This window comes from Micrococcus sp. KRD012 (genome assembly GCF_017168555.1).
GTDB classification, from domain to species: domain Bacteria; phylum Actinomycetota; class Actinomycetes; order Actinomycetales; family Micrococcaceae; genus Micrococcus; species Micrococcus luteus.
This window is the reverse complement of sequence record NZ_JABFBB010000001.1, coordinates 1-16,313: the sequence shown is the minus strand read 5'-3', so window position 1 is coordinate 16,313 and position 16,313 is coordinate 1. Positions and strand designations below refer to the sequence as shown.

General features: G+C 73.3%; 18 protein-coding genes. 11 read left to right on the top strand and 7 right to left on the bottom strand.

Annotated features, from left to right (window positions below; translation table 11 throughout):
- From J1M37_RS00085 to J1M37_RS00070, 4 genes are all read left to right on the top strand, one after another.
- The coding region (locus J1M37_RS00085; protein ID WP_241250725.1) for a TetR family transcriptional regulator at positions 1–500 on the top strand (500 nt) is incomplete at its 5' end.
- Between the two features lie 442 nt (positions 501–942).
- Positions 943–1,956 carry an RNase H family protein gene (locus J1M37_RS00080; protein WP_241250724.1) on the top strand — a complete coding sequence of 338 codons (1,014 nt, stop codon included), beginning with the start codon at positions 943–945 and terminating at the stop codon, positions 1,954–1,956.
- Between the two features lie 61 nt (positions 1,957–2,017).
- Complete coding sequence (locus J1M37_RS00075; protein WP_206451933.1) at positions 2,018–3,460, top strand: amino acid carrier protein; 1,443 nt, start codon at positions 2,018–2,020, stop codon at positions 3,458–3,460.
- Positions 3,461–3,650: 190 nt separating this feature from the next.
- A complete protein-coding gene (locus tag J1M37_RS00070; protein WP_049146465.1) occupies positions 3,651–4,046 on the top strand; it encodes a hypothetical protein in 396 nt (131 codons plus the stop codon).
- 138 nt (positions 4,047–4,184) lie between these two features.
- On the opposite strand, the gene J1M37_RS00065 is transcribed toward J1M37_RS00070, so the two are convergent.
- Complete coding sequence (locus J1M37_RS00065) at positions 4,185–4,439, bottom strand: DUF6480 family protein (protein ID WP_206451932.1); 255 nt, start codon at positions 4,437–4,439, stop codon at positions 4,185–4,187.
- Between the two features lie 258 nt (positions 4,440–4,697).
- On the opposite strand from J1M37_RS00065, the gene J1M37_RS00060 reads away from it, so the two are divergent.
- The 3 genes from J1M37_RS00060 to J1M37_RS00050 are packed head-to-tail and all read left to right on the top strand — an operon-like array spanning position 4,698 to position 8,655.
- Complete coding sequence (locus J1M37_RS00060) at positions 4,698–5,846, top strand: acetyl-CoA C-acetyltransferase (protein ID WP_206451931.1); 1,149 nt, start codon at positions 4,698–4,700, stop codon at positions 5,844–5,846.
- 20 nt (positions 5,847–5,866) lie between these two features.
- The gene (locus tag J1M37_RS00055; RefSeq protein ID WP_206451930.1) at positions 5,867–7,456 is read left to right on the top strand and encodes a fatty acyl-CoA synthetase; all 1,590 of its coding nucleotides are present in this window, start codon (positions 5,867–5,869) and stop codon (positions 7,454–7,456) included.
- Entirely contained in the window at positions 7,453–8,655 is a 1,203-nt protein-coding gene (locus J1M37_RS00050) for an acyl-CoA dehydrogenase family protein (protein ID WP_206451929.1), read from the top strand. Before J1M37_RS00055 ends, J1M37_RS00050 begins: the two co-directional genes overlap by 4 nt.
- Positions 8,656–8,664: 9 nt before the next feature.
- Here the strand turns inward: J1M37_RS00050 and J1M37_RS00045 are convergent, their stop codons facing one another.
- The gene (locus J1M37_RS00045) at positions 8,665–9,051 is read right to left on the bottom strand and encodes a hypothetical protein (protein ID WP_095694970.1); all 387 of its coding nucleotides are present in this window, start codon (positions 9,049–9,051) and stop codon (positions 8,665–8,667) included.
- Positions 9,052–9,183: 132 nt separating this feature from the next.
- Here J1M37_RS00045 and J1M37_RS00040 point away from each other — a divergent pair, with 132 nt between their 5' ends.
- Positions 9,184–9,726 (top strand): MarR family winged helix-turn-helix transcriptional regulator, encoded by a 543-nt coding sequence (locus tag J1M37_RS00040; RefSeq protein WP_002857975.1) that lies wholly within the window; start codon positions 9,184–9,186, stop codon positions 9,724–9,726.
- A 9-nt stretch (positions 9,727–9,735) separates the two neighbouring features.
- Here J1M37_RS00040 and J1M37_RS11640 read toward each other — a convergent pair whose 3' ends face one another.
- Positions 9,736–9,864 carry a hypothetical protein gene (locus tag J1M37_RS11640; protein WP_255351296.1) on the bottom strand — a complete coding sequence of 43 codons (129 nt, stop codon included), beginning with the start codon at positions 9,862–9,864 and terminating at the stop codon, positions 9,736–9,738.
- Between the two features lie 21 nt (positions 9,865–9,885).
- Between J1M37_RS11640 and J1M37_RS00035 the strand changes: the two genes are divergently transcribed.
- Positions 9,886–10,686: an enoyl-CoA hydratase/isomerase family protein gene (locus J1M37_RS00035; RefSeq protein WP_206451928.1), complete on the top strand. Its 801-nt coding sequence runs from the start codon at positions 9,886–9,888 to the stop codon at positions 10,684–10,686.
- Positions 10,687–10,789: 103 nt separating this feature from the next.
- Here J1M37_RS00035 and J1M37_RS00030 read toward each other — a convergent pair whose 3' ends face one another.
- Entirely contained in the window at positions 10,790–10,999 is a 210-nt protein-coding gene (locus J1M37_RS00030) for a hypothetical protein (protein WP_002857973.1), read from the bottom strand.
- Between the two features lie 412 nt (positions 11,000–11,411).
- Here J1M37_RS00030 and J1M37_RS00025 point away from each other — a divergent pair, with 412 nt between their 5' ends.
- Positions 11,412–12,239 carry a hypothetical protein gene (locus J1M37_RS00025; protein ID WP_206451927.1) on the top strand — a complete coding sequence of 276 codons (828 nt, stop codon included), beginning with the start codon at positions 11,412–11,414 and terminating at the stop codon, positions 12,237–12,239.
- A 9-nt stretch (positions 12,240–12,248) separates the two neighbouring features.
- Here the strand turns inward: J1M37_RS00025 and J1M37_RS00020 are convergent, their stop codons facing one another.
- Positions 12,249–12,524 carry a DUF1540 domain-containing protein gene (locus J1M37_RS00020; protein WP_041102637.1) on the bottom strand — a complete coding sequence of 92 codons (276 nt, stop codon included), beginning with the start codon at positions 12,522–12,524 and terminating at the stop codon, positions 12,249–12,251.
- A 345-nt stretch (positions 12,525–12,869) separates the two neighbouring features.
- On the opposite strand from J1M37_RS00020, the gene J1M37_RS00015 reads away from it, so the two are divergent.
- Positions 12,870–13,631 carry an OBAP family protein gene (locus J1M37_RS00015; RefSeq protein WP_206451926.1) on the top strand — a complete coding sequence of 254 codons (762 nt, stop codon included), beginning with the start codon at positions 12,870–12,872 and terminating at the stop codon, positions 13,629–13,631.
- A 170-nt stretch (positions 13,632–13,801) separates the two neighbouring features.
- On the opposite strand, the gene J1M37_RS00010 is transcribed toward J1M37_RS00015, so the two are convergent.
- Both J1M37_RS00010 and J1M37_RS00005 read right to left on the bottom strand, forming a co-directional pair.
- A complete protein-coding gene (locus tag J1M37_RS00010) occupies positions 13,802–14,983 on the bottom strand; it encodes an NAD(P)/FAD-dependent oxidoreductase (protein ID WP_078026234.1) in 1,182 nt (393 codons plus the stop codon).
- Positions 14,984–15,095: 112 nt separating this feature from the next.
- Entirely contained in the window at positions 15,096–16,049 is a 954-nt protein-coding gene (locus tag J1M37_RS00005) for a WcbI family polysaccharide biosynthesis putative acetyltransferase (protein WP_078026233.1), read from the bottom strand.
- Between the last annotated feature and the right edge of the window lie 264 nt (positions 16,050–16,313).

Genomic DNA, 16,313 nt, shown 5'->3' with positions numbered 1-16,313 from the left:
CGCCCGCACCCCGCCCCCGGCTGACCGCCCAGGACGTGGTGGACGCCGCCGTCGGGATCCTGCAGGACTTCGGCATGGGCGACCTGTCCATGCGGCGCGTGGCCGGGGTGCTGGGCGTGCAGGCCTCCGCGCTGTACTGGCACGTGCCGGACAAGCAGTCGCTGCTGGCGCGGGTGGCGGACCGGATCGTCGCCGAGGCGGAGGAGACCGTGCGCGCCCGCCGCGTCACGGACCTGGCGGGCCGCGCCGAGGCCGCGGAGGCCGCCCTGCTGCGGCACCGGGACGGGGCGGACGTGGTGCTCTCCGCCCTCGCGCTCGGGCTGGGCGGCCTCGGCCTGCACCGTCTGCTCACCGAGGCGGCGGACACCCCGGAGGACGGGGAGCGGGCCCTGGCGCTGCTGCTGGGCACCGTGTCCCTGCGGCAGCAGCGCGCGCAGGCGCAGGCGCTCGGCGTGCCGACCGGCCCGGACGTGCAGCGGCACCGCACGGACCCGCTCTGACCCCTCGTCCGACGCCGCCGCGCGGGAGGCCGAGGAGAGGAGACCTGCCTCCTCACAGGTGCGCTCGGTAAGGTCGCCCAGAGCAGAACAGGTCGGGACGGGTCGTCCCCTTCGTCCACGGCGATCCCGCCCGACCGCCGCAGGACCAGCATGGCCCGCCGGACCCGGCTCACAGTTCCGGCGCGGTCCCCTTCGACACAGCCGGCGAAGCCATGGGAGCACGGATCAACCACCCGCGGACGGTCGTGGACCGGACGCTGCATCACGACGTCGAGCCCGCACACCCCGCGGCGCTCGTCGACGTGGGCTGGGACTTCCGTGGCCCGGGCGCCAAGGCGGAGGAGCAGCACCGCCCGCTGCGCGTGGTCCGTGCCCGCCGGCCTCGGGGCACCCCGCGGGACCGGAACGGCGTCGACCTCACGCGCACCGGCCCCGTCGTCGGATGCAGGTCCAGGCCGGGGGCATCGTCTACGTGGCCCGCGAGCTCGAGCTGCGCGAGCTCGGCGACGACGTCCGCGGCCACGTCTACACCGGGATGGTCGGCACGGCGCATCTGAGCGTCTTCTGGTCCACCGTCACCGTCGACCTGCCACCGGAGCGCCCGGTGATCGTGCGGCTGCGCTCGGACCGGGACGCCGAGCTGCTCTCCCTGCTCGAGGTCCTCGCCCCCGTGGACACGCGCGTGGTCTCCTACCGGCTCGACGAGTCCCCCGTGGGCACGCAGCGCTCCAGCTACCTGCTGCCGGACGTGGACCCGGAGACGGTCGCCCAGACGGGCGCGGCCCGGATCCCGCTCGAGGCCATCGAGGCCGCCCAGGAGGAGGAGGACGCGCTGCGCCGCTCCTCCGGCGTCTTCCTCTCCCGCCGCCGCACGGACCGCTTCCTGCGCCGCAACCTGCCCGGGGTGACCCACAGCCTCACGTTCGCGGACGAGGCGGACGTGACGGACGTGTACGTGGACGGCTCCGTGCTGCGCGGCTCCCGCATCGGCGGGGCGGCCGCCGTCGCCGGGCCGAGCATGTGGGCCGTGCAGGCCGTGGCCGGGGCCACGATGCCGCTCGAGGTGGAACTCGAGGCGCTCGTGCTGGGGCACGTGATCTGCGCGTGGGCGGGCACCCCCGGCGGCCGGGTCACCATCCACTCGGACTCGCGCGCCGCGCTGGCCCTGCTCAACGCCGCCCGCCGCGAGCGGCTCACCCTCGGCGGCGCCCGGGGCGAGCGCATCCGCCGCACCCTGCGGCGCCTGCTGGCCGCCGTCGACCTGGCGCAGGCCGCGGACGTCCAGGTGGACACCACGTGGGTCAAGGGCCACGTGGGCGTGCACGGCAACGAACTGGCCGACGACCTCGCCCGGGCCGCCGCCCGCCACGCCAGCGTCGGCACCCCCGAGGGGGACCTGCCCGAGCGGATGGGGCAGCTGATCCAGCTCCGCGTCGAGGACGACGCCGCCGGCTGACCCCGGCCCCCGATTCCCCGTCCTCCGCCCCAGCCTCTAGGGTGGGGCTGTGGAAGCGACAGTGGAACAGATCACAGCGGCCGTCACCGCCTTCAACAACAAGTACTGGTACGTCGTGATGGCGCTGCTCTTCGTGGCCGGGGTGTGGTTCACCATCCGGACCGTGGGCGTGCAGGTGCGCATGCTCCCGGAGATGCTGCGGTCGGTGACGGGCAAGTCCCAGACCGGGTTCGAGAACGACGGCGTGAGCCCGTTCCGCGCCTTCACCATCTCGGCGGCCTCGCGCGTGGGCACCGGCAACGTGGCCGGCGTGGCGATCGCGATCGTGATCGGCGGCCCGGGCGCCGTGTTCTGGATGTGGCTGCTGGCGATCATCGGCGGCGCCACCGCGTTCGTCGAGTCCACGCTGGCCCAGCTGTACAAGCAGAAGGGCTCGGACGGCTACTTCGGCGGCCCCGCGTACTACATCCGCGACGGCCTGGGCGCGAAGTGGCTGGCGGCCGTGTTCGCCGTCGCCATCACCGTGACCTACGGCTTCGTGTTCAACGCCGTGCAGTCCAACTCGATCTCCGAGTCCGTGCAGGCCAACTGGGGCGCGTCCTCCACCACCGCGTGGATCGTGGGCCTGGGCCTGGCCACCCTCACCGGCCTCGTGATCTTCGGCGGCGTGCGCCGGCTCTCGGCCGTGACCAACGTGCTGGTCCCCGTGATGGCCACGTTCTACATCTTCCTGGCCCTGATCGTGATGGTCGTCAACATCACCGAGGTCCCGGGCATGATCGCGCTGATCGTGGGCCACGCCTTCGGCCTGCGCGAGGTCGCGGGCGCCGCCGTCGGCATGACGATGGTGATGCAGGGCGTGCGCCGCGGCATGTTCTCCAACGAGGCCGGCATGGGCTCCGCCCCGAACGCCGCCGCCACCGCGGCCGTCTCCCACCCGGCCAAGCAGGGCTTCGTGCAGTCCCTGGGCGTCTACTTCGACACCCTGATCGTGTGCTCGGCCACCGCGTTCGTCATCCTGCTCTCCAACCCGGCCTACGGACGCGGGGAGGCGCTCGGCATGCAGGTGACCCAGGGTGCGCTCCAGCAGGCCGTGGGCGCGTGGGCCGGCCCGGCGCTGACCGTCATCATCTTCTTCCTGGCCTGGTCCTCCGTGCTGGGCAACACCTACTACGGTGAGGCCAACATCCGGTACCTGGCCGGCCGCCACGCGGGTCGGGCCATCATCGTGTTCCGCGTGCTCGTGCTGGTGTGCGTGGTCGGCGGCGCGCTGGGCTCCGTGGCGCTGGTGTGGAACCTCGCGGACACGTTCGCGGCCCTCATGGCGACCATCAACCTCGTGGCGATCATCCCGCTGGGCGGGCTGGCCGTGAAGCTGCTCCGGGACTACGAGCGCAAGCTCAAGGCGGGCGTGGATCCGGGCTTCCACATCTCCGACCTGCCCGAGGCGCGGAACGTGGCCCTCTGGAGGGACGAGCCGAAGACCTCCCCGCTCCAGGACTGACGCCCCCGCCCGCGCGTTTCGAGGCGGGATATCGACCCCATCCGGCTGCCGCGGGCGGCCGTGGGGTGGATATCCCGCCTCGATGCATGAGGAGGCGCGGTCTGGACACCGTGCGGGGGTCGGCGCCTAGGTTGAGGCGCACCCGACCGGCCACGCACGAGTGGCCGGCACGACGTCCGAGGAGGACACCATGGGCATCCTCTCCAGCCTCACCCGCACTCTCGGCGGCGGTGGCCGCCGCTCCAGCCGACCCACCATCGGTGCGCACATCGGCCGGTCCCCCGGCTTCGGCCGGCAGGCCCGCTCTCAGGGACGCCGGTCCAGCGGCCTGGGCGGTGCCCTCCTGGGCACGCTCGGCGGTCTGGCGCTGCGTGAGCTCTCGCGCCGCGGCGCCGGAAGCACGACGCGCGGGCGCAGCTCCGGTGCGTACCGCGGCGGCTTCGGACCCTCGGCCCGGTCCACGGGCGGCCTCGGCACCGGCCTGCTGGGCGGGCTGCTCGGCGGGGCCCTCGCCTCCCGCGGCCGGTCCGGTGCCGCCGGCCGACGCACGGCGGGTGGCCGCCGGACCGTGGGCGGCGGCTTCTGACCGCTGCGCGGGCGCGGAGTCGCCGCTGAACGGCATCACCGCGGAGCGGACACGACCACGGGGCGGGCACCGACGGATCGGTGCCCGCCCCGCGGTCGTGTCGGGCCGGTGGCGTGCCCGAGGGGTCTGCGCCGCGGCTCAGCCGAGGCCGGCGACGCGGCCCAGGATGAACAGCAGGACGCCGATGACCACGAGGGCGATGATCAGCCCGAGCACGATCTTGCCCGCCGAGCGCTCGCCGGTCTGCTCCACGTCCATGCCCGGGTTGTCCGGGCCGACGCCCGCGCCCTCGGCTGGGGGCGTGTCGCCGTCGAACGCGGCGCCGGAGGTCTCGTCCGTCGCCTCGCGTGCGCGCCGGGCGTCCTGGGGGTCGGGGGTGTGCGGGGTGGCCATGGCCGGCTCCTCTCGTCTCGGCGGCACGGGTGCGCGCCGCTGGCCCTCACGGTAGGCCCGGGGCAGGGGGTCCTGACCAGGGCGAGGCGACGCCCACCCCCAGCGCTTTCGTGGTCGAAACGGCGCGCCCCGAGCCGCTTTCGTTGACGAAACGGCGCCCTCCACGCCGCCGCGACGGATCCCGTCACACTCTTGATCGTTGGATGTCCAAGCAATAGCGTGATCGGCGTCACGTCCCCGCCGTCCGGAGGAGCCCCCATGCCCGAGGCCTACATCATCGACGCCGTCCGCACCCCCGTGGGTCGCCGAGGGAAGGGGCTCGCCGGCGTACATCCCCTCGATCTGGCGGCCGCGCCGCTGCGCGAGCTCGTCGCCCGCCAGGACATCGACTCGGCCGAGTACGACGAGGTCATCCTCGGCTGCATCGACCAGCTCGGCCCGCAGGCCATGGACGTGGCGCGCAACGCCTGGCTCGCGGCCGGGCTCTCCGAGGACGTCCCCGGCACCACGGTCGAACGCCAGTGCGGCTCCGGCCAGCAGGCGGTCCACTACGCCGCGCAGGCCATCATGAGCGGGACGGCGGACCTCGTCGTCGCCGGTGGCGTGCAGTCCATGTCCGCGATCCCGCTCTCCCTGTCCAACACGGCCGCCCGCGAGCTCGGCTTCCCCGACCCGTTCACCGGCTCCGAGTCCTGGGCCGCCCGCTACGGGGACGAGGAGATCTCCCAGTTCCGCGGGGCCGAGATGATGGCCCGGCACTGGAACCTGGACCGTGACGCCCTGGAGGAGTTCGCGGTCCGTTCCCATGAGCGCGCGCTCGCCGCCCAGGCCGACAGTCGCTTCGACCGCGAGATCCTGCCCCTCGCCGGCCTCACCGCGGACGAGGGCCCCCGCACCCCGGACGCCACGAAGATCGCCTCGCTCGACCCGATCGTCCCCGGCGGGCTGCACACCGCGGCCACCGCGTCCCAGATGTCCGACGGCGCGGCCGCCCTCCTGCTCGCCTCCGAGGAGGCCGTGCGCCGCCACGGCCTCACCCCGCGAGCCCGCATCCACCACCTCTCCGCCCGCGGCGCCGACCCCGTCATGATGCTCTCCGCCCCGATCCCGGCGACGGCGTACGCGCTCAAGCGCATGGGCCTGACCATCGACGACATGGACCTCGTGGAGATCAACGAGGCGTTCGCCGCCGTCGTGCTGGCCTGGCTGACCGAGACCGGCGCGGACCCGGCGAAGGTCAACGTCAACGGCGGGGCGATCGCCCTGGGCCACCCCATCGGCGCCACCGGCGCCCGCCTGATGACCTCGCTGCTGCACGAGCTCGAGCGCAGCGGCGGCCGCTACGGCCTGCAGACCATGTGCGAGGGCGGCGGCCAGGCCAACGTCACCGTGATCGAACGTCTCTGACCCATCCCCCGGAGGTTCCCATGCCCGACCAGATCACCCACCCCACCGACCCCTCCCCCGCCCCGGAGGACACGATCGGCCGCGTGTTCGCGCGCGCGGTCGCCCGCTCCCCGCAAGCCGTCGCCCTGCGCTTCGAGGACCGCGACTGGACCTACGCCCAGCTCCGGGACGGAGCGCACCGCGTGGCCCGCCGCCTCCAGGACACCGGCCTGCCGGCCGGCACCCGGGTGGCCGCCTACGCCACCAACTCGGACGCCTACGCGCTGCTCTTCCTGGCCTGCGTCACGGCCGGCTACGTGCACGTGCCCGTGAACTTCGCGCTCAAGGGCGGCGAGCTCGCGCACGCCCTCGAGGACTCCGGCGCGGAGCTGCTCGTGGCCGACGCCGGCATGCTCGAGCGGGTCGACCAGGTCCGGGCCGAGGGCCGCGCGTCGGCTCTGCGGCACGTGTGGACCATGCTCCCCGCCGGCCACGCCGAGCCCTCCGTGCTGGAGACCGCCCGGGACGAGACGTTGGACGCCGCCGCCCCGGAGGCGGAGGTGTCGGCCACCGACCTGGCCCAGCTGCTCTACACCTCCGGCACCACCTCCACTCCCAAGGGCGCCATGATGTCCCACCGGGCGCTCGTGGCGGAGTACCTCTCCTCGATCATCGCGCTGGACTTCACGGCCGAGGACCGCCCCCTGGTGGCCATGCCGCTGTACCACTCGGCCGCGATGCACGTGTTCCTGCTCCCCTACCTGAGCCTCGGCGCCACGGTGCGCCTGCTGGCCGCCCCGGACATCCCCCGGATGCTCGAGCTCGTGGAGACCGAGCACATCGGCTCCCTGTTCCTGGCGCCCACCGTCTGGGTGCCGCTGGCGAACCATCCGGACCTGGCCACGCGCGACCTCTCCTCGCTGCACAAGGCCCAGTACGGGGCCTCGATCATGCCGGTGACCGTGCTGCAGCGCCTCCGTCAGAGTCAGCCGGGCATCGGCTTCTACAACTGCTTCGGCCAGTCCGAGCTGGGCCCGCTGTGCACCGTGCTGCGCCCCGAGGAGCACGACGCGCGGCCGGCCTCATGCGGCCGCCCCGTGTTCCACGTGGAGGCGCGGGTGATGACGGCCGACGGCGCCCCCGCCGCGCCCGGCGAGCCCGGCGAGATCCAGTACCGCTCGCCGCAGCTGCTCTCCGGCTACTGGAACCGCCCGGACGCCACCGCGGACGCGTTCACCGACGACGGCTGGTTCCGCTCCGGCGACCAGGTCACCCAGGACGCGGCCGGCTACATCCAGGTGGTGGACCGCATCAAGGACGTCATCAACACGGGCGGCGTGCTGGTCGCCCCGCGGGAGGTCGAGGACGCGATCTACGAGCTCGACGAGGTGGCCGAGGTCGCCGTCATCGGCCTGCCGGACGAGCGCTGGATCGAGGCGGTGACCGCCGTCGTCGTGCTCAAGGAGGGCGCCGAGCTGACCGCGGAGACCGTGCGCGCCCACGTGAAGGAGCGGCTGGCGGGCTTCAAGGTGCCCAAGCGCGTGGACTTCGTGGCGGAGCTGCCGCGGAACCAGTCGGGCAAGCTGCTCAAGCGCGCGCTGCGCGCCGAGCGGACGCAGGGGTCGAAGTGACCAGCCTGCAGAAGCCGATCTACGACGTCGTCACGCCCCTGGACGTCGACTACCTGGACGCGTTCGGGGAGGCCACGGACGAGGACCGCGCGCACTGGGCCCGCGCCCGTGCCTACGGCCGGGAGGTGCTCGAGCGGATCGACGGGCACTGGGACCGGGCGGAGTACCCGTTGGACCTGGTGGCGCGGGCGGGCGAGCTGGACCTGCTCACCGATGGGCTGGAGGTGCCGGGGCATGCGGTGATGTCCCCGTTGGCCGCGGGCCTGGTGGCGATGGAGATCTCCCGGGCGGACGGGTCGATGGCGGCAGCGGCGGCGGTGCAGGGCGGGCTCGTGCTGCGCGCCCTGGTGCACTGCGCGAGCCCGGGGCAGAAGGAGCGGTACCTCGAGCCGGTGGCGCGCGGCACGCTGCCGGGCGGGTTCGCGCTCACGGAGCCGCTGCACGGCTCGGACTCGGTGTCCCTCGAGACGTCCGCGCGGCCCGACGGCGCCGGCGGCTGGGTGCTGAACGGCGCCAAGAAGTGGATCGGCAACGGGGCCGCCGGGGGCATCACGATCGTGTGGGCGCGCGACACCGAGGACGGCCAGGTCAAGGGGTTCGTGGTGGAGCAGTCCACGCCCGGCTACGAGGCCGAGGTGATCACGGGCAAGGGCGCGCTGCGGGCGATCCACCAGGCGGAGATCACGCTGACCGACGTGCGGGTCGGCGACGACGCGCGGCTGCCGGGCGTGGCGACGTTCAAGGACGCCGCGCGCGTGCTGGTGGCCACCCGCGTGAACGTGGGCTGGTCCGCGCTGGGCCACGCGACCGCCATGTTCGAGGCCGCACTCGCGTACGCCCGGCAGCGCGAGCAGTTCGGCAAGCCGCTGGGGGCGCACCAGATGGTGCAGGAACGGCTCGCGCAGATGCTGGACGAGGTGACCGCGATGCAGACCCGCTGCGTGGCCGTGGCCCGCCTGCAGGCGGCGGGGCGGCTGCGCGACGAGCAGGCGTCCCTGCTGAAGTACGCCTGCACGCGGGGCGCGCGGCGGGTGGCGCAGATCGCCCGCGACATGCTCGGCGGCAACGGCATCCTCCTCGAGCACCGGGTGATGCGGCACTTCGCCGACGTCGAGGCGCTGCACACCTACGAGGGCACCGAGTCCGTGCAGGCGTTGATCCTCGGCCGGGACCTGACCGGGATGAGCGCGTTCGCGTGAGCGCCTCCCTCAGGGCGCGGAGACGACCCCCACGCCCACCCGGGGCAGGCTGCGGTCCACGACCAGCTCCAGCCGACGTTCGTGGAACCGTGCGCCGAGCAGCTCCTCGAGGTCCTCGACGAGGTGCACCGTGATGGTCTCGATGACCGCCGCGGTGTCCTCTCCGTCCCGCAGGATGCAGTCCACCTCCAGCGCGGGGGCGGAGGGGGTGCCGGTGATGGCGAACCTGGCCTCAGCGACCTCGGGGAACACGGTGACGGCCCGCGCGGCACTCATGGCCAGGCGGGCGCAGCGCTGACGGAAGGCGGCGGGCTGGGGCGCCGGGGACTCGAGGACGGGCGGGACGGCGGACAGGGTCCGCCCCATGGCCTGGGGGGCCTCCAGCGTTGCTGTCATGACATTCCTCTCGCCGCGGCCCGGGCGCCCCCTCACAGAGATCGCCGTGACCTGGAAAATGTTAGTCTAACTATGCGTTAGGAAGACTAACCAAATTTTCGGGGTGACGTGAACAGGGAGGTTCAAGAGCGCATGGGTGAGGAGCACACCACGCTGACCAGCACGGATGGCGAACCGACGTCGGGCTACTGGTACACCCGCGGCGCCCGCGAGATCGAACCTGTGGACGTGCTCAACCTGCTGCGACGCTACCGGGAGGCCGAACGGCGCATGCGCGCCCGCACCCGGGACAGCATGGGGATGGGAGAGACCCACCTGTCAGCCCTGCGTTACCTGCTGCGGGCCGACCGACGCGGCCACAAGGTCCGTCAGCGGGATCTGGCCAGCGCCCTGGAGATCACCCCGGCCTCCGCCAGCGCCCTGGTGGACCGACTGGTCCGAGACGGCTACGCCCGACGGGCGCCCCACCCACAGGACCGCCGATCCGTGGTGGTGGAGCCGACGGCCAAGACGGACCACGAGGTCCGCGCCACCCTGGGCGCCATGCACCGCAGTATGCTCGCCGCGGTGGAGGGCCTCACCCCGGCCGAGCTCGCCGGCGCGGCCGCGTTCCTGCGGGCCCTGATCCGCAGCGTGGAGGAGCATGACGAGGACGAGGCGGACCAGCCCGCGTGAGGAACAGACTCAGCGGAACAGGTCCCAGACGCTGAACGTGGTGCGCTTGTAGACCGCGTTGTAGGCGGCGCGCTTCGGATCGCGCACCCACCCCATGCCCGGCCGGCCGTCCTCGCGGCCGGCACCCGTGCACCGCACCCGCCAACCCCAGGAGCTGACATGAGCACCGCACCCACCCCTTCTTCCTCCGACGACGCCCCCGCTGTCCTCGTCGAGACGCGGCCCGGCGTCGTGCGGCTGACGCTGAACCGGCCCGCGAAGGGCAACGCGCTCGGACTGACGATGGCGCGCGAGGTGCTCGCGGCGATCGCCGCGGCCGAGGCGGACGAGTCCGTGCACGTGCTCACGCTGACCGGCGCGGGGCGGATCTTCTGCGGCGGCGGGGACGTCCAGGCGATGGCCGCCTCCCCCGCCGGGCCGGAGCGACGCGCGATGATCCAGGAACTCGGCGAGGCGGCGGGCGAGGTCGCGGTGGCGCTGACGGGCTCTCGCCTGCTGGTGCTGGCCGGCGTCAACGGGACGGCCGCCGGGGCGGGGCTCGGGCTCCTGCTGGGCGGCGACGTCGTGCTGGTGCGCGAGGACGCGCAGCTGGTGACGGCGTTCTCCGCCCTCGGGATGACACCGGACACGGGCGTGTCCTACTGGCTGCCGCGGGTGCTGGGGCCGGTGCGCGCGACGCAGCTGCTGCTCGGCGGGCGGCGCCTGAACGGGGCCGAGGCCGTCGAGTGGGGCCTGGCGACCGAGGCGGTGGCCGGCGGCGCGTTCGCGGCGCGTCTGGCGGAGCTCGAGGACGAGCTGGTGGCCGGTCCGGCGCACACCTATGGGCCGACGAAGGCGCTGGCGCGCGGGGCCGACGTCGAGGCGCTGCGCGCGCATGTGCGGCAGGAGGCGGCGTCGATCGCGGCGGCGTCCGAGCACCCGGAGGCCGTGCGGCGGGTGGAGGCGTTCGCGGGCCGGTGAGGGGCGGGCGACAGCCCGGGCCGTGAGCGGCCAGGCCGGCGGCGCGGGCCGGTGGCGGGCCTCCCCCGGGCCGACCCCGGTCAGGTGCGCGAGGGCGTGGAGGTCACTTGAACATCTTCAGGACGTCACCCAGGCCGACCGTGGTGCGCCGGTAGACGGCGTTGTAGGCGGCGCGCTTCGGATCGCGCAGCCAGCCCATCCCCTTGCGGCCGTAGCCGGGGATGACCTTGCGCTTGATCGCACGCTTGGCGCGGCCCGTGGTGCGGGCCTTGATGGACTTCTTCAGGCTGGGCTTGCGGAGACCGATCTTCATGGTTGTAAGCGGCCATGAAAAGCTGCCCATAGGTGGCCAGGGAATGACCCGCTGACGGCCATGAGGACTGCCCAGTGATGGCCACGGGAACTGCCCGGTGCTGGCCACGGACGACCTGCTCGGGGGTGTGACGCTTCCTGCTGTTCGTCATGATCTGACCAGTCTCCCTGCCCGCGACCGCGGGCAACAGGACGACTCTCATAACGACTGGACCTACGAAACGGGGTCAGCCCAGGTGGGGCGGAAGGTCATGATCGGCTGGCTCTCTCCACGACGGCATGTGAGTCCCGTCACCGTAGCCCAGCACCACGCACCCCAACCGCCCCGCACCCGATAAATACACAACACTCGCCTTGCGTATCTCACTGAGGTGTGCCTTACTGGTTCACGGACCCCCGCCGGAAGGACCCCCATGGCCCACGCCTCCACGCACCCCGCCCATCCGCTGCCGCCCGTGGCGCCCCGTCGTCTGCTGCTGGCCCAACGGCTGCTCCGCGGCGAGGGCTCCGTCGAGGTCACGACCTTCCGCGCCGGCGAGACGCTCACCACGGCCGTCCACGGCGTGAGCGCGGACGGCCGCCTCGTGGTCGCCCACGTCCCCAACCTCTTCGGTTCGCTCGGCGCGTTCCACACGCCCGCGCCGCTGGACGTGCGCGTGGACGTCCTGCGCGACGCCCTGGACCTCACGCTCCCCACCCGCCTGGCGTCCGTGCATCTGCTCGGCACCCTGCGCTGGTGCCGGGACTCGGCCGAGGTCGCGGAGCTGGGGCTGCGCGGCCGCGTCGCGGACCTCGTGGCCGACGTCGGCCCACGGGTGCGCGTGGGCGTCGTCGAGACCCAGCGGATCCTGCTGCACGACGTCGACGGCGTCGCCGTGTTCTGCCGCCACACCCTGCCGCTCACGTCGCGGGGGCTCGTCGACCAGGCCGAGCTCGCAGACCTGGCGGACGACGTGCTGGGCACCGCCCCCGAGGTGCTCGCGGACCTGGCCGACGCCGTCGCCCTGGGCCTGTTGCCGGGCGAGAGCACCCCGTTGCAGGTCGGCACCGGGCCCCTGCCCGAGTCGCCCGCCCACGCCCTCGACGCGGACGAAGCTGGAGTGACCCTGCTGCGCGTCCGCGACGGCGAGACCACCGCGGTGCACGTGGCCCTGCCCGGTGCAGGCCGGCTCAACCACAGCCCCCGGCACGCCTGGCGGCGACTGCTGGACGCGATCCCGGCGCGGGTCGCCCACCCCTGAGGGGCGGCGTCAGTCGATCGTGTAGGTGGCGCAGGTGGCCACGTCCGTGACCTCGATGCCCTCGGCGGTGCAGGCGAGGTCGGCGTTGTAGGTGCACTCGAGGCGGTGGCACGCACCGACGGTCGAGGCACCCTCGGTCACCGGGCGGCGGACGTCCAGCTGGACGAAGGTGCCGCAGCCGGGCGTACGGTCGGAGCCGGCGACGGTGATGGCCAGGGCGTTGCAGGACGACTCGGCGTTGAAGGCGCAGGCGCTGGCGGCGCAGGTGCGGACGGCGGTGGTCATGGCGTGATCCTCCCGGTTCGGGACCGCCCCGGGCCGGGACGGTGCTGCTGGAATCGAGATTACTCCGGCCTACGAATAGCACAAGAGGGGTGAGCCTTAGTCGATAGACGATTAGCGCAAATGGATTTTGCGCATTGTCGCGTGTCGTATGGACCGACGTCGCGCCCGCCGGCCGCCCGGAATCTTCTGCATCTCTGGCCCTTCTGGCGACCACGCGCCCACTCAGAAGGGTCAGATGCGCAGACGATCCGCCGTCCCCGCCTCCTGAGCAGCCCCGGCAGCCCCGGCAGACCCGGCAGCCCCACCACCCTGGCCGAGTCCGCCCCGCGCTCCTAGCGTGGGGCCATGAGCACCCATCGCCTGTCCTCCACCGCCCTCGGGTTCGCCGCCGGACTGGGCACCGCGGCCGCTGTCACCGCAGCCCGCAAGATCGCCCTCATGGCCGCCGTCGGGAAGGGCCACCCGCTCAAGCACCGACTCCTGGACGCGGCATCCGGCCTGGTCCAGCCGAAGTACCCCATGGGCGCAATGAGCACCTATCTCAACGGACTGCACTTCTACGCAGACGACCTCGGCCGGCAGGTCGAAGCCAGCCACTTCTGCATCCACCTGCGCCACGACCTGCACCAGTGCGTGATCTTCGACCGCAACGCGCCGGACGCACGGCTGATCGGCATCGAGTACATCATCAGCGAGGAGCGGTTCCGCAGCCTTCCCGAGGAGGAGCGGCGCCTGTGGCACAGCCACCACTACGAGGTGACCTCCGGCGCCCTCACCGCCCCCGGGGTGCCCGAGCTGGCCGAGCACAGCTACTTCGAAGACCTCATCCACACCTACGGGAAGACGTTCCACACCTGGCAGTACGACCGGGACGACTTCCCGTACGGCATCCCCCAGCTGATGATGGGCCTCACCGGCGACGGCCAGGTGGACGAGGCCCTCCTGCGCGCCCGCGACGAGCGCGTGGGCGTGGACACCGCGGCCAAGCGGCGCAACCGCGCGGACATCCCGGTCCCGGACGTGGTGCCGGGCGCGAACAGCTGGGAGCGCGGGCGGGTCGTGCAGACCACGCTCGAGGAGCGCCCGGTGCGGGGCCGCGACGACTGAGGCCGACGTCGTCGGCAGGGCGCCGCTTCCCGAACGACAGCAATGCGACACGCCGCCGTTTCCCGAACGAAAACGCTCGGCGGGCCGGCGCCGTCATCCGGATCGGGCGGGGGCGCCCCGCGAGGGACAGCACGTCCGCCGCACGGGTCGCGGCAGCGAGAACGCTGGGCTCAGACCTTGCCCTTGAGCAGTCGGTGCCAGTAGATCCGGGGCTGGCCGAGGCGGTCGAAGGCCGCCGTGCTCTTCCGCGGCTTCGTCAGGTCCACGCCGGGGATCGACCGGTCCTCGGAGCCGTCGCGGACGTGCTCGTCCAGGACCAGCTCGTCCCGGCTGACCATCACGGGGATCACGGTGTAGCCGTCGTACTTCTGGAGCGGCTTCCCCGCGTCCGCGGCCTGGATGTTCTGGGTCAGGATCTTGACCTGCCGGCGCAGGGCTCCGCCGGAGGGCCGTGTGCCCAGGGCGGCGGCGTCGCCCAGCGCCCACACGTGCGGGTGCACGGGATGCCGCAGGGTCGCGGGATCCACGGCCGCCAGGCCGGCCTCGCCGTCGTCCGCCAGGCCTGCCTCGGCGATGAACTCCGGGGCCCGCACCACGGGCGTGATGTACGCGGCCGCGACGTCGGTGATCCGCTCACCGGTGTTGAGCACCACCTCGCGGGCCTCGTGGTCCACGGCGTTCACCTCTGCGCCGGCGTGCACATGGATGCCGTACCTCGCCACGGCCTCGGCCAGAGCGGGGTCGATGGTCTGCCGGTCCAGGATCCGGCCGTACGGGGTCACCAGGTGGACGTCCACGTCCGGCAGGATCCCCGTGCGCTCCCATGCCGCGCAGGCCAGGAACAGCGCCTTGAGCACGGTGCCGCCGCACGAGGAGGGCTCAGCCGGCACATTCGCCACCACACGGTCCCCCGCGGCCACACGCGACAGCAGCGCCCGGGCGGCGTCCACGTGCTCGGGCACGTGCGCACTCGCCGCCCATCCGGCGGCATAGGCCTCACGCAGCCCGTCGATCGCACCCCACCACGGGGTCAGCCCCGGGCAGAGCACGAGGTGGCGGAAGCCCACGGTCAGCCCGGTGCTCGTCACCGCGGTCCGTTCCTCGGCGTCCACGGCCACGACGTGGTCCGGGATCCATTCGACCCCGTCCGGGATGACGGCCCGCATCGGCCGTTCGAACCGGGCCATGTCCGCCTGCCCGCCCGCCGCGTAGTTCAGCATCGGCCGGTAGCGGTGCAGCTGTTGGCCGTCGGCGATGGCGACCCGACCCTGCCGCTTCCGCCGCAGTGCGGCGGCCAAGGACACGCCGGCGTTGCCGCCGCCGACGATCAGGATGTCGTACTGCTCGGTCACGTGGTCCTCCGTGGGGTGACGGGGTCAAGGAAACGGTACGACCGCCCCCGCAGACGTGCTCCGCGGCAGACGGGACGTGCCGCCCATCCTCCCCTGGTGGCCGGGGCCGGCGCTAGCCCGTAAGGCCCAGCAGCCGCAGCTGGTCGGCGTACTTGCGCATCCCGACCTCCACGGCCTGCGGGTTCTGCGCGTACCAGTCCAGGTGGGTCTGTCGCAGCTGCTCGGCCGGGACGGTCTGACCGGCCACGGTCCAGTCCTCGGTCGGCGCGGCGTCGAGGTCGAGGGCCTCCACCACGGGCGCCTCGAGGGGCGCGCGCACCCCGCCGAGGAGCACGCGGGAGGCGGGCACGGGCTGGACGGCGACGTCGCCCGGCAGGCGCTCGGCCACGCGCTCGGCCACGCGGGTCAGCAGTGTGTTGGTCGGGTGGTTCACGGTGTAGAAGCCGACGCCCCGCTCCGCCGCCACCAGATCCGCCATGGACAGCGTCCCCTTCGCCTCCTCCCGCGCCCGCAGCGCCTGCACGGACGCGGCGGCGGCCTCACGGATCGCCGCCGGCGCCACCTCCCGACGACGGCCCGTCGCCGCCTCGGCCAGCACGCGCAGGTCGTGGTACGGCACGACGGGCGGGTCCTCCCCCGGCCGCTCGGCCGCCCCGGGCGCGAACTTCCAGTTGCGGAGGGTGACCTGCCAGGGGAAGCGCGAGACGTCGTACACCACGGGGATCCGCACCACGGCGGCGTCCTCGGGCAGCCGGGCCACGAGCTGGTCCGTGCCGATGGGCATGCCCCGGTAGTCGTGCGGGATCGGCTGGGTGACGAGCGCCTTCACGCGCGGCAGCAGCCGCTCCAGGTGCGCGACCTCGTCCGGCTGGGCCTCGAAGGCGGGCGGCACGCGCACGCTCACCAGGTCCGCCCCGTGCAGCGGTGTGCCGGGCTCCCCGCCGAGCAGCCGCCGATACGACTCGCCCTGGCAGTTGCCCCACACCAGCAGCAGGTCGTCCTCGGGCAGGTCCTCGAGCCCGTAGAAGTGCCCGTAGTGCCGGCGTCGTCCCTCGTCCTCGTGCACGCCTGCGTCCTCTCTCCTCAGCCGTCCTCGCGCCGGATCCAGTCGACGCCCGTCTTCCCGAACCACCAGGCCAGGAACGCGGAGAGCGCCGCGAAGTCCAGTTCGTCCAGCTCGCTCATCGGTCCTCCCGTGTTCCGTCCTGTCCGCGATTGTGCCAGCCCCGCGGACACCGGCCCGCTCAGCCCCAGCCGCCCCACCACGCCTCGAGGTCCGGCACGGCGGCCACGGGCGCCCAGCCCAGCCGGGAGGCGGGCACCCGCCACA

What these genes read in the sequence shown, in the direction of transcription:
- J1M37_RS00080 (WP_241250724.1), top strand. Translation starts at nt 943, where the DNA reads ATGCAGGTCCAGGCCGGGGGCATCGTCTACGTGGCCCGCGAGCTCGAG.
- J1M37_RS00070 (WP_049146465.1), top strand. Translation starts at nt 3,651, where the DNA reads ATGGGCATCCTCTCCAGCCTCACCCGCACTCTCGGCGGCGGTGGCCGC.
- J1M37_RS00065 (WP_206451932.1), bottom strand. Translation starts at nt 4,439, where the DNA reads ATGGCCACCCCGCACACCCCCGACCCCCAGGACGCCCGGCGCGCACGC.
- J1M37_RS00060 (WP_206451931.1), top strand. Translation starts at nt 4,698, where the DNA reads ATGCCCGAGGCCTACATCATCGACGCCGTCCGCACCCCCGTGGGTCGC.
- J1M37_RS00055 (WP_206451930.1), top strand. Translation starts at nt 5,867, where the DNA reads ATGCCCGACCAGATCACCCACCCCACCGACCCCTCCCCCGCCCCGGAG.
- J1M37_RS00045 (WP_095694970.1), bottom strand. Translation starts at nt 9,051, where the DNA reads ATGACAGCAACGCTGGAGGCCCCCCAGGCCATGGGGCGGACCCTGTCC.
- J1M37_RS00040 (WP_002857975.1), top strand. Translation starts at nt 9,184, where the DNA reads ATGGGTGAGGAGCACACCACGCTGACCAGCACGGATGGCGAACCGACG.
- J1M37_RS00035 (WP_206451928.1), top strand. Translation starts at nt 9,886, where the DNA reads ATGAGCACCGCACCCACCCCTTCTTCCTCCGACGACGCCCCCGCTGTC.
- J1M37_RS00030 (WP_002857973.1), bottom strand. Translation starts at nt 10,999, where the DNA reads ATGAAGATCGGTCTCCGCAAGCCCAGCCTGAAGAAGTCCATCAAGGCC.
- J1M37_RS00025 (WP_206451927.1), top strand. Translation starts at nt 11,412, where the DNA reads ATGGCCCACGCCTCCACGCACCCCGCCCATCCGCTGCCGCCCGTGGCG.
- J1M37_RS00020 (WP_041102637.1), bottom strand. Translation starts at nt 12,524, where the DNA reads ATGACCACCGCCGTCCGCACCTGCGCCGCCAGCGCCTGCGCCTTCAAC.
- J1M37_RS00015 (WP_206451926.1), top strand. Translation starts at nt 12,870, where the DNA reads ATGAGCACCCATCGCCTGTCCTCCACCGCCCTCGGGTTCGCCGCCGGA.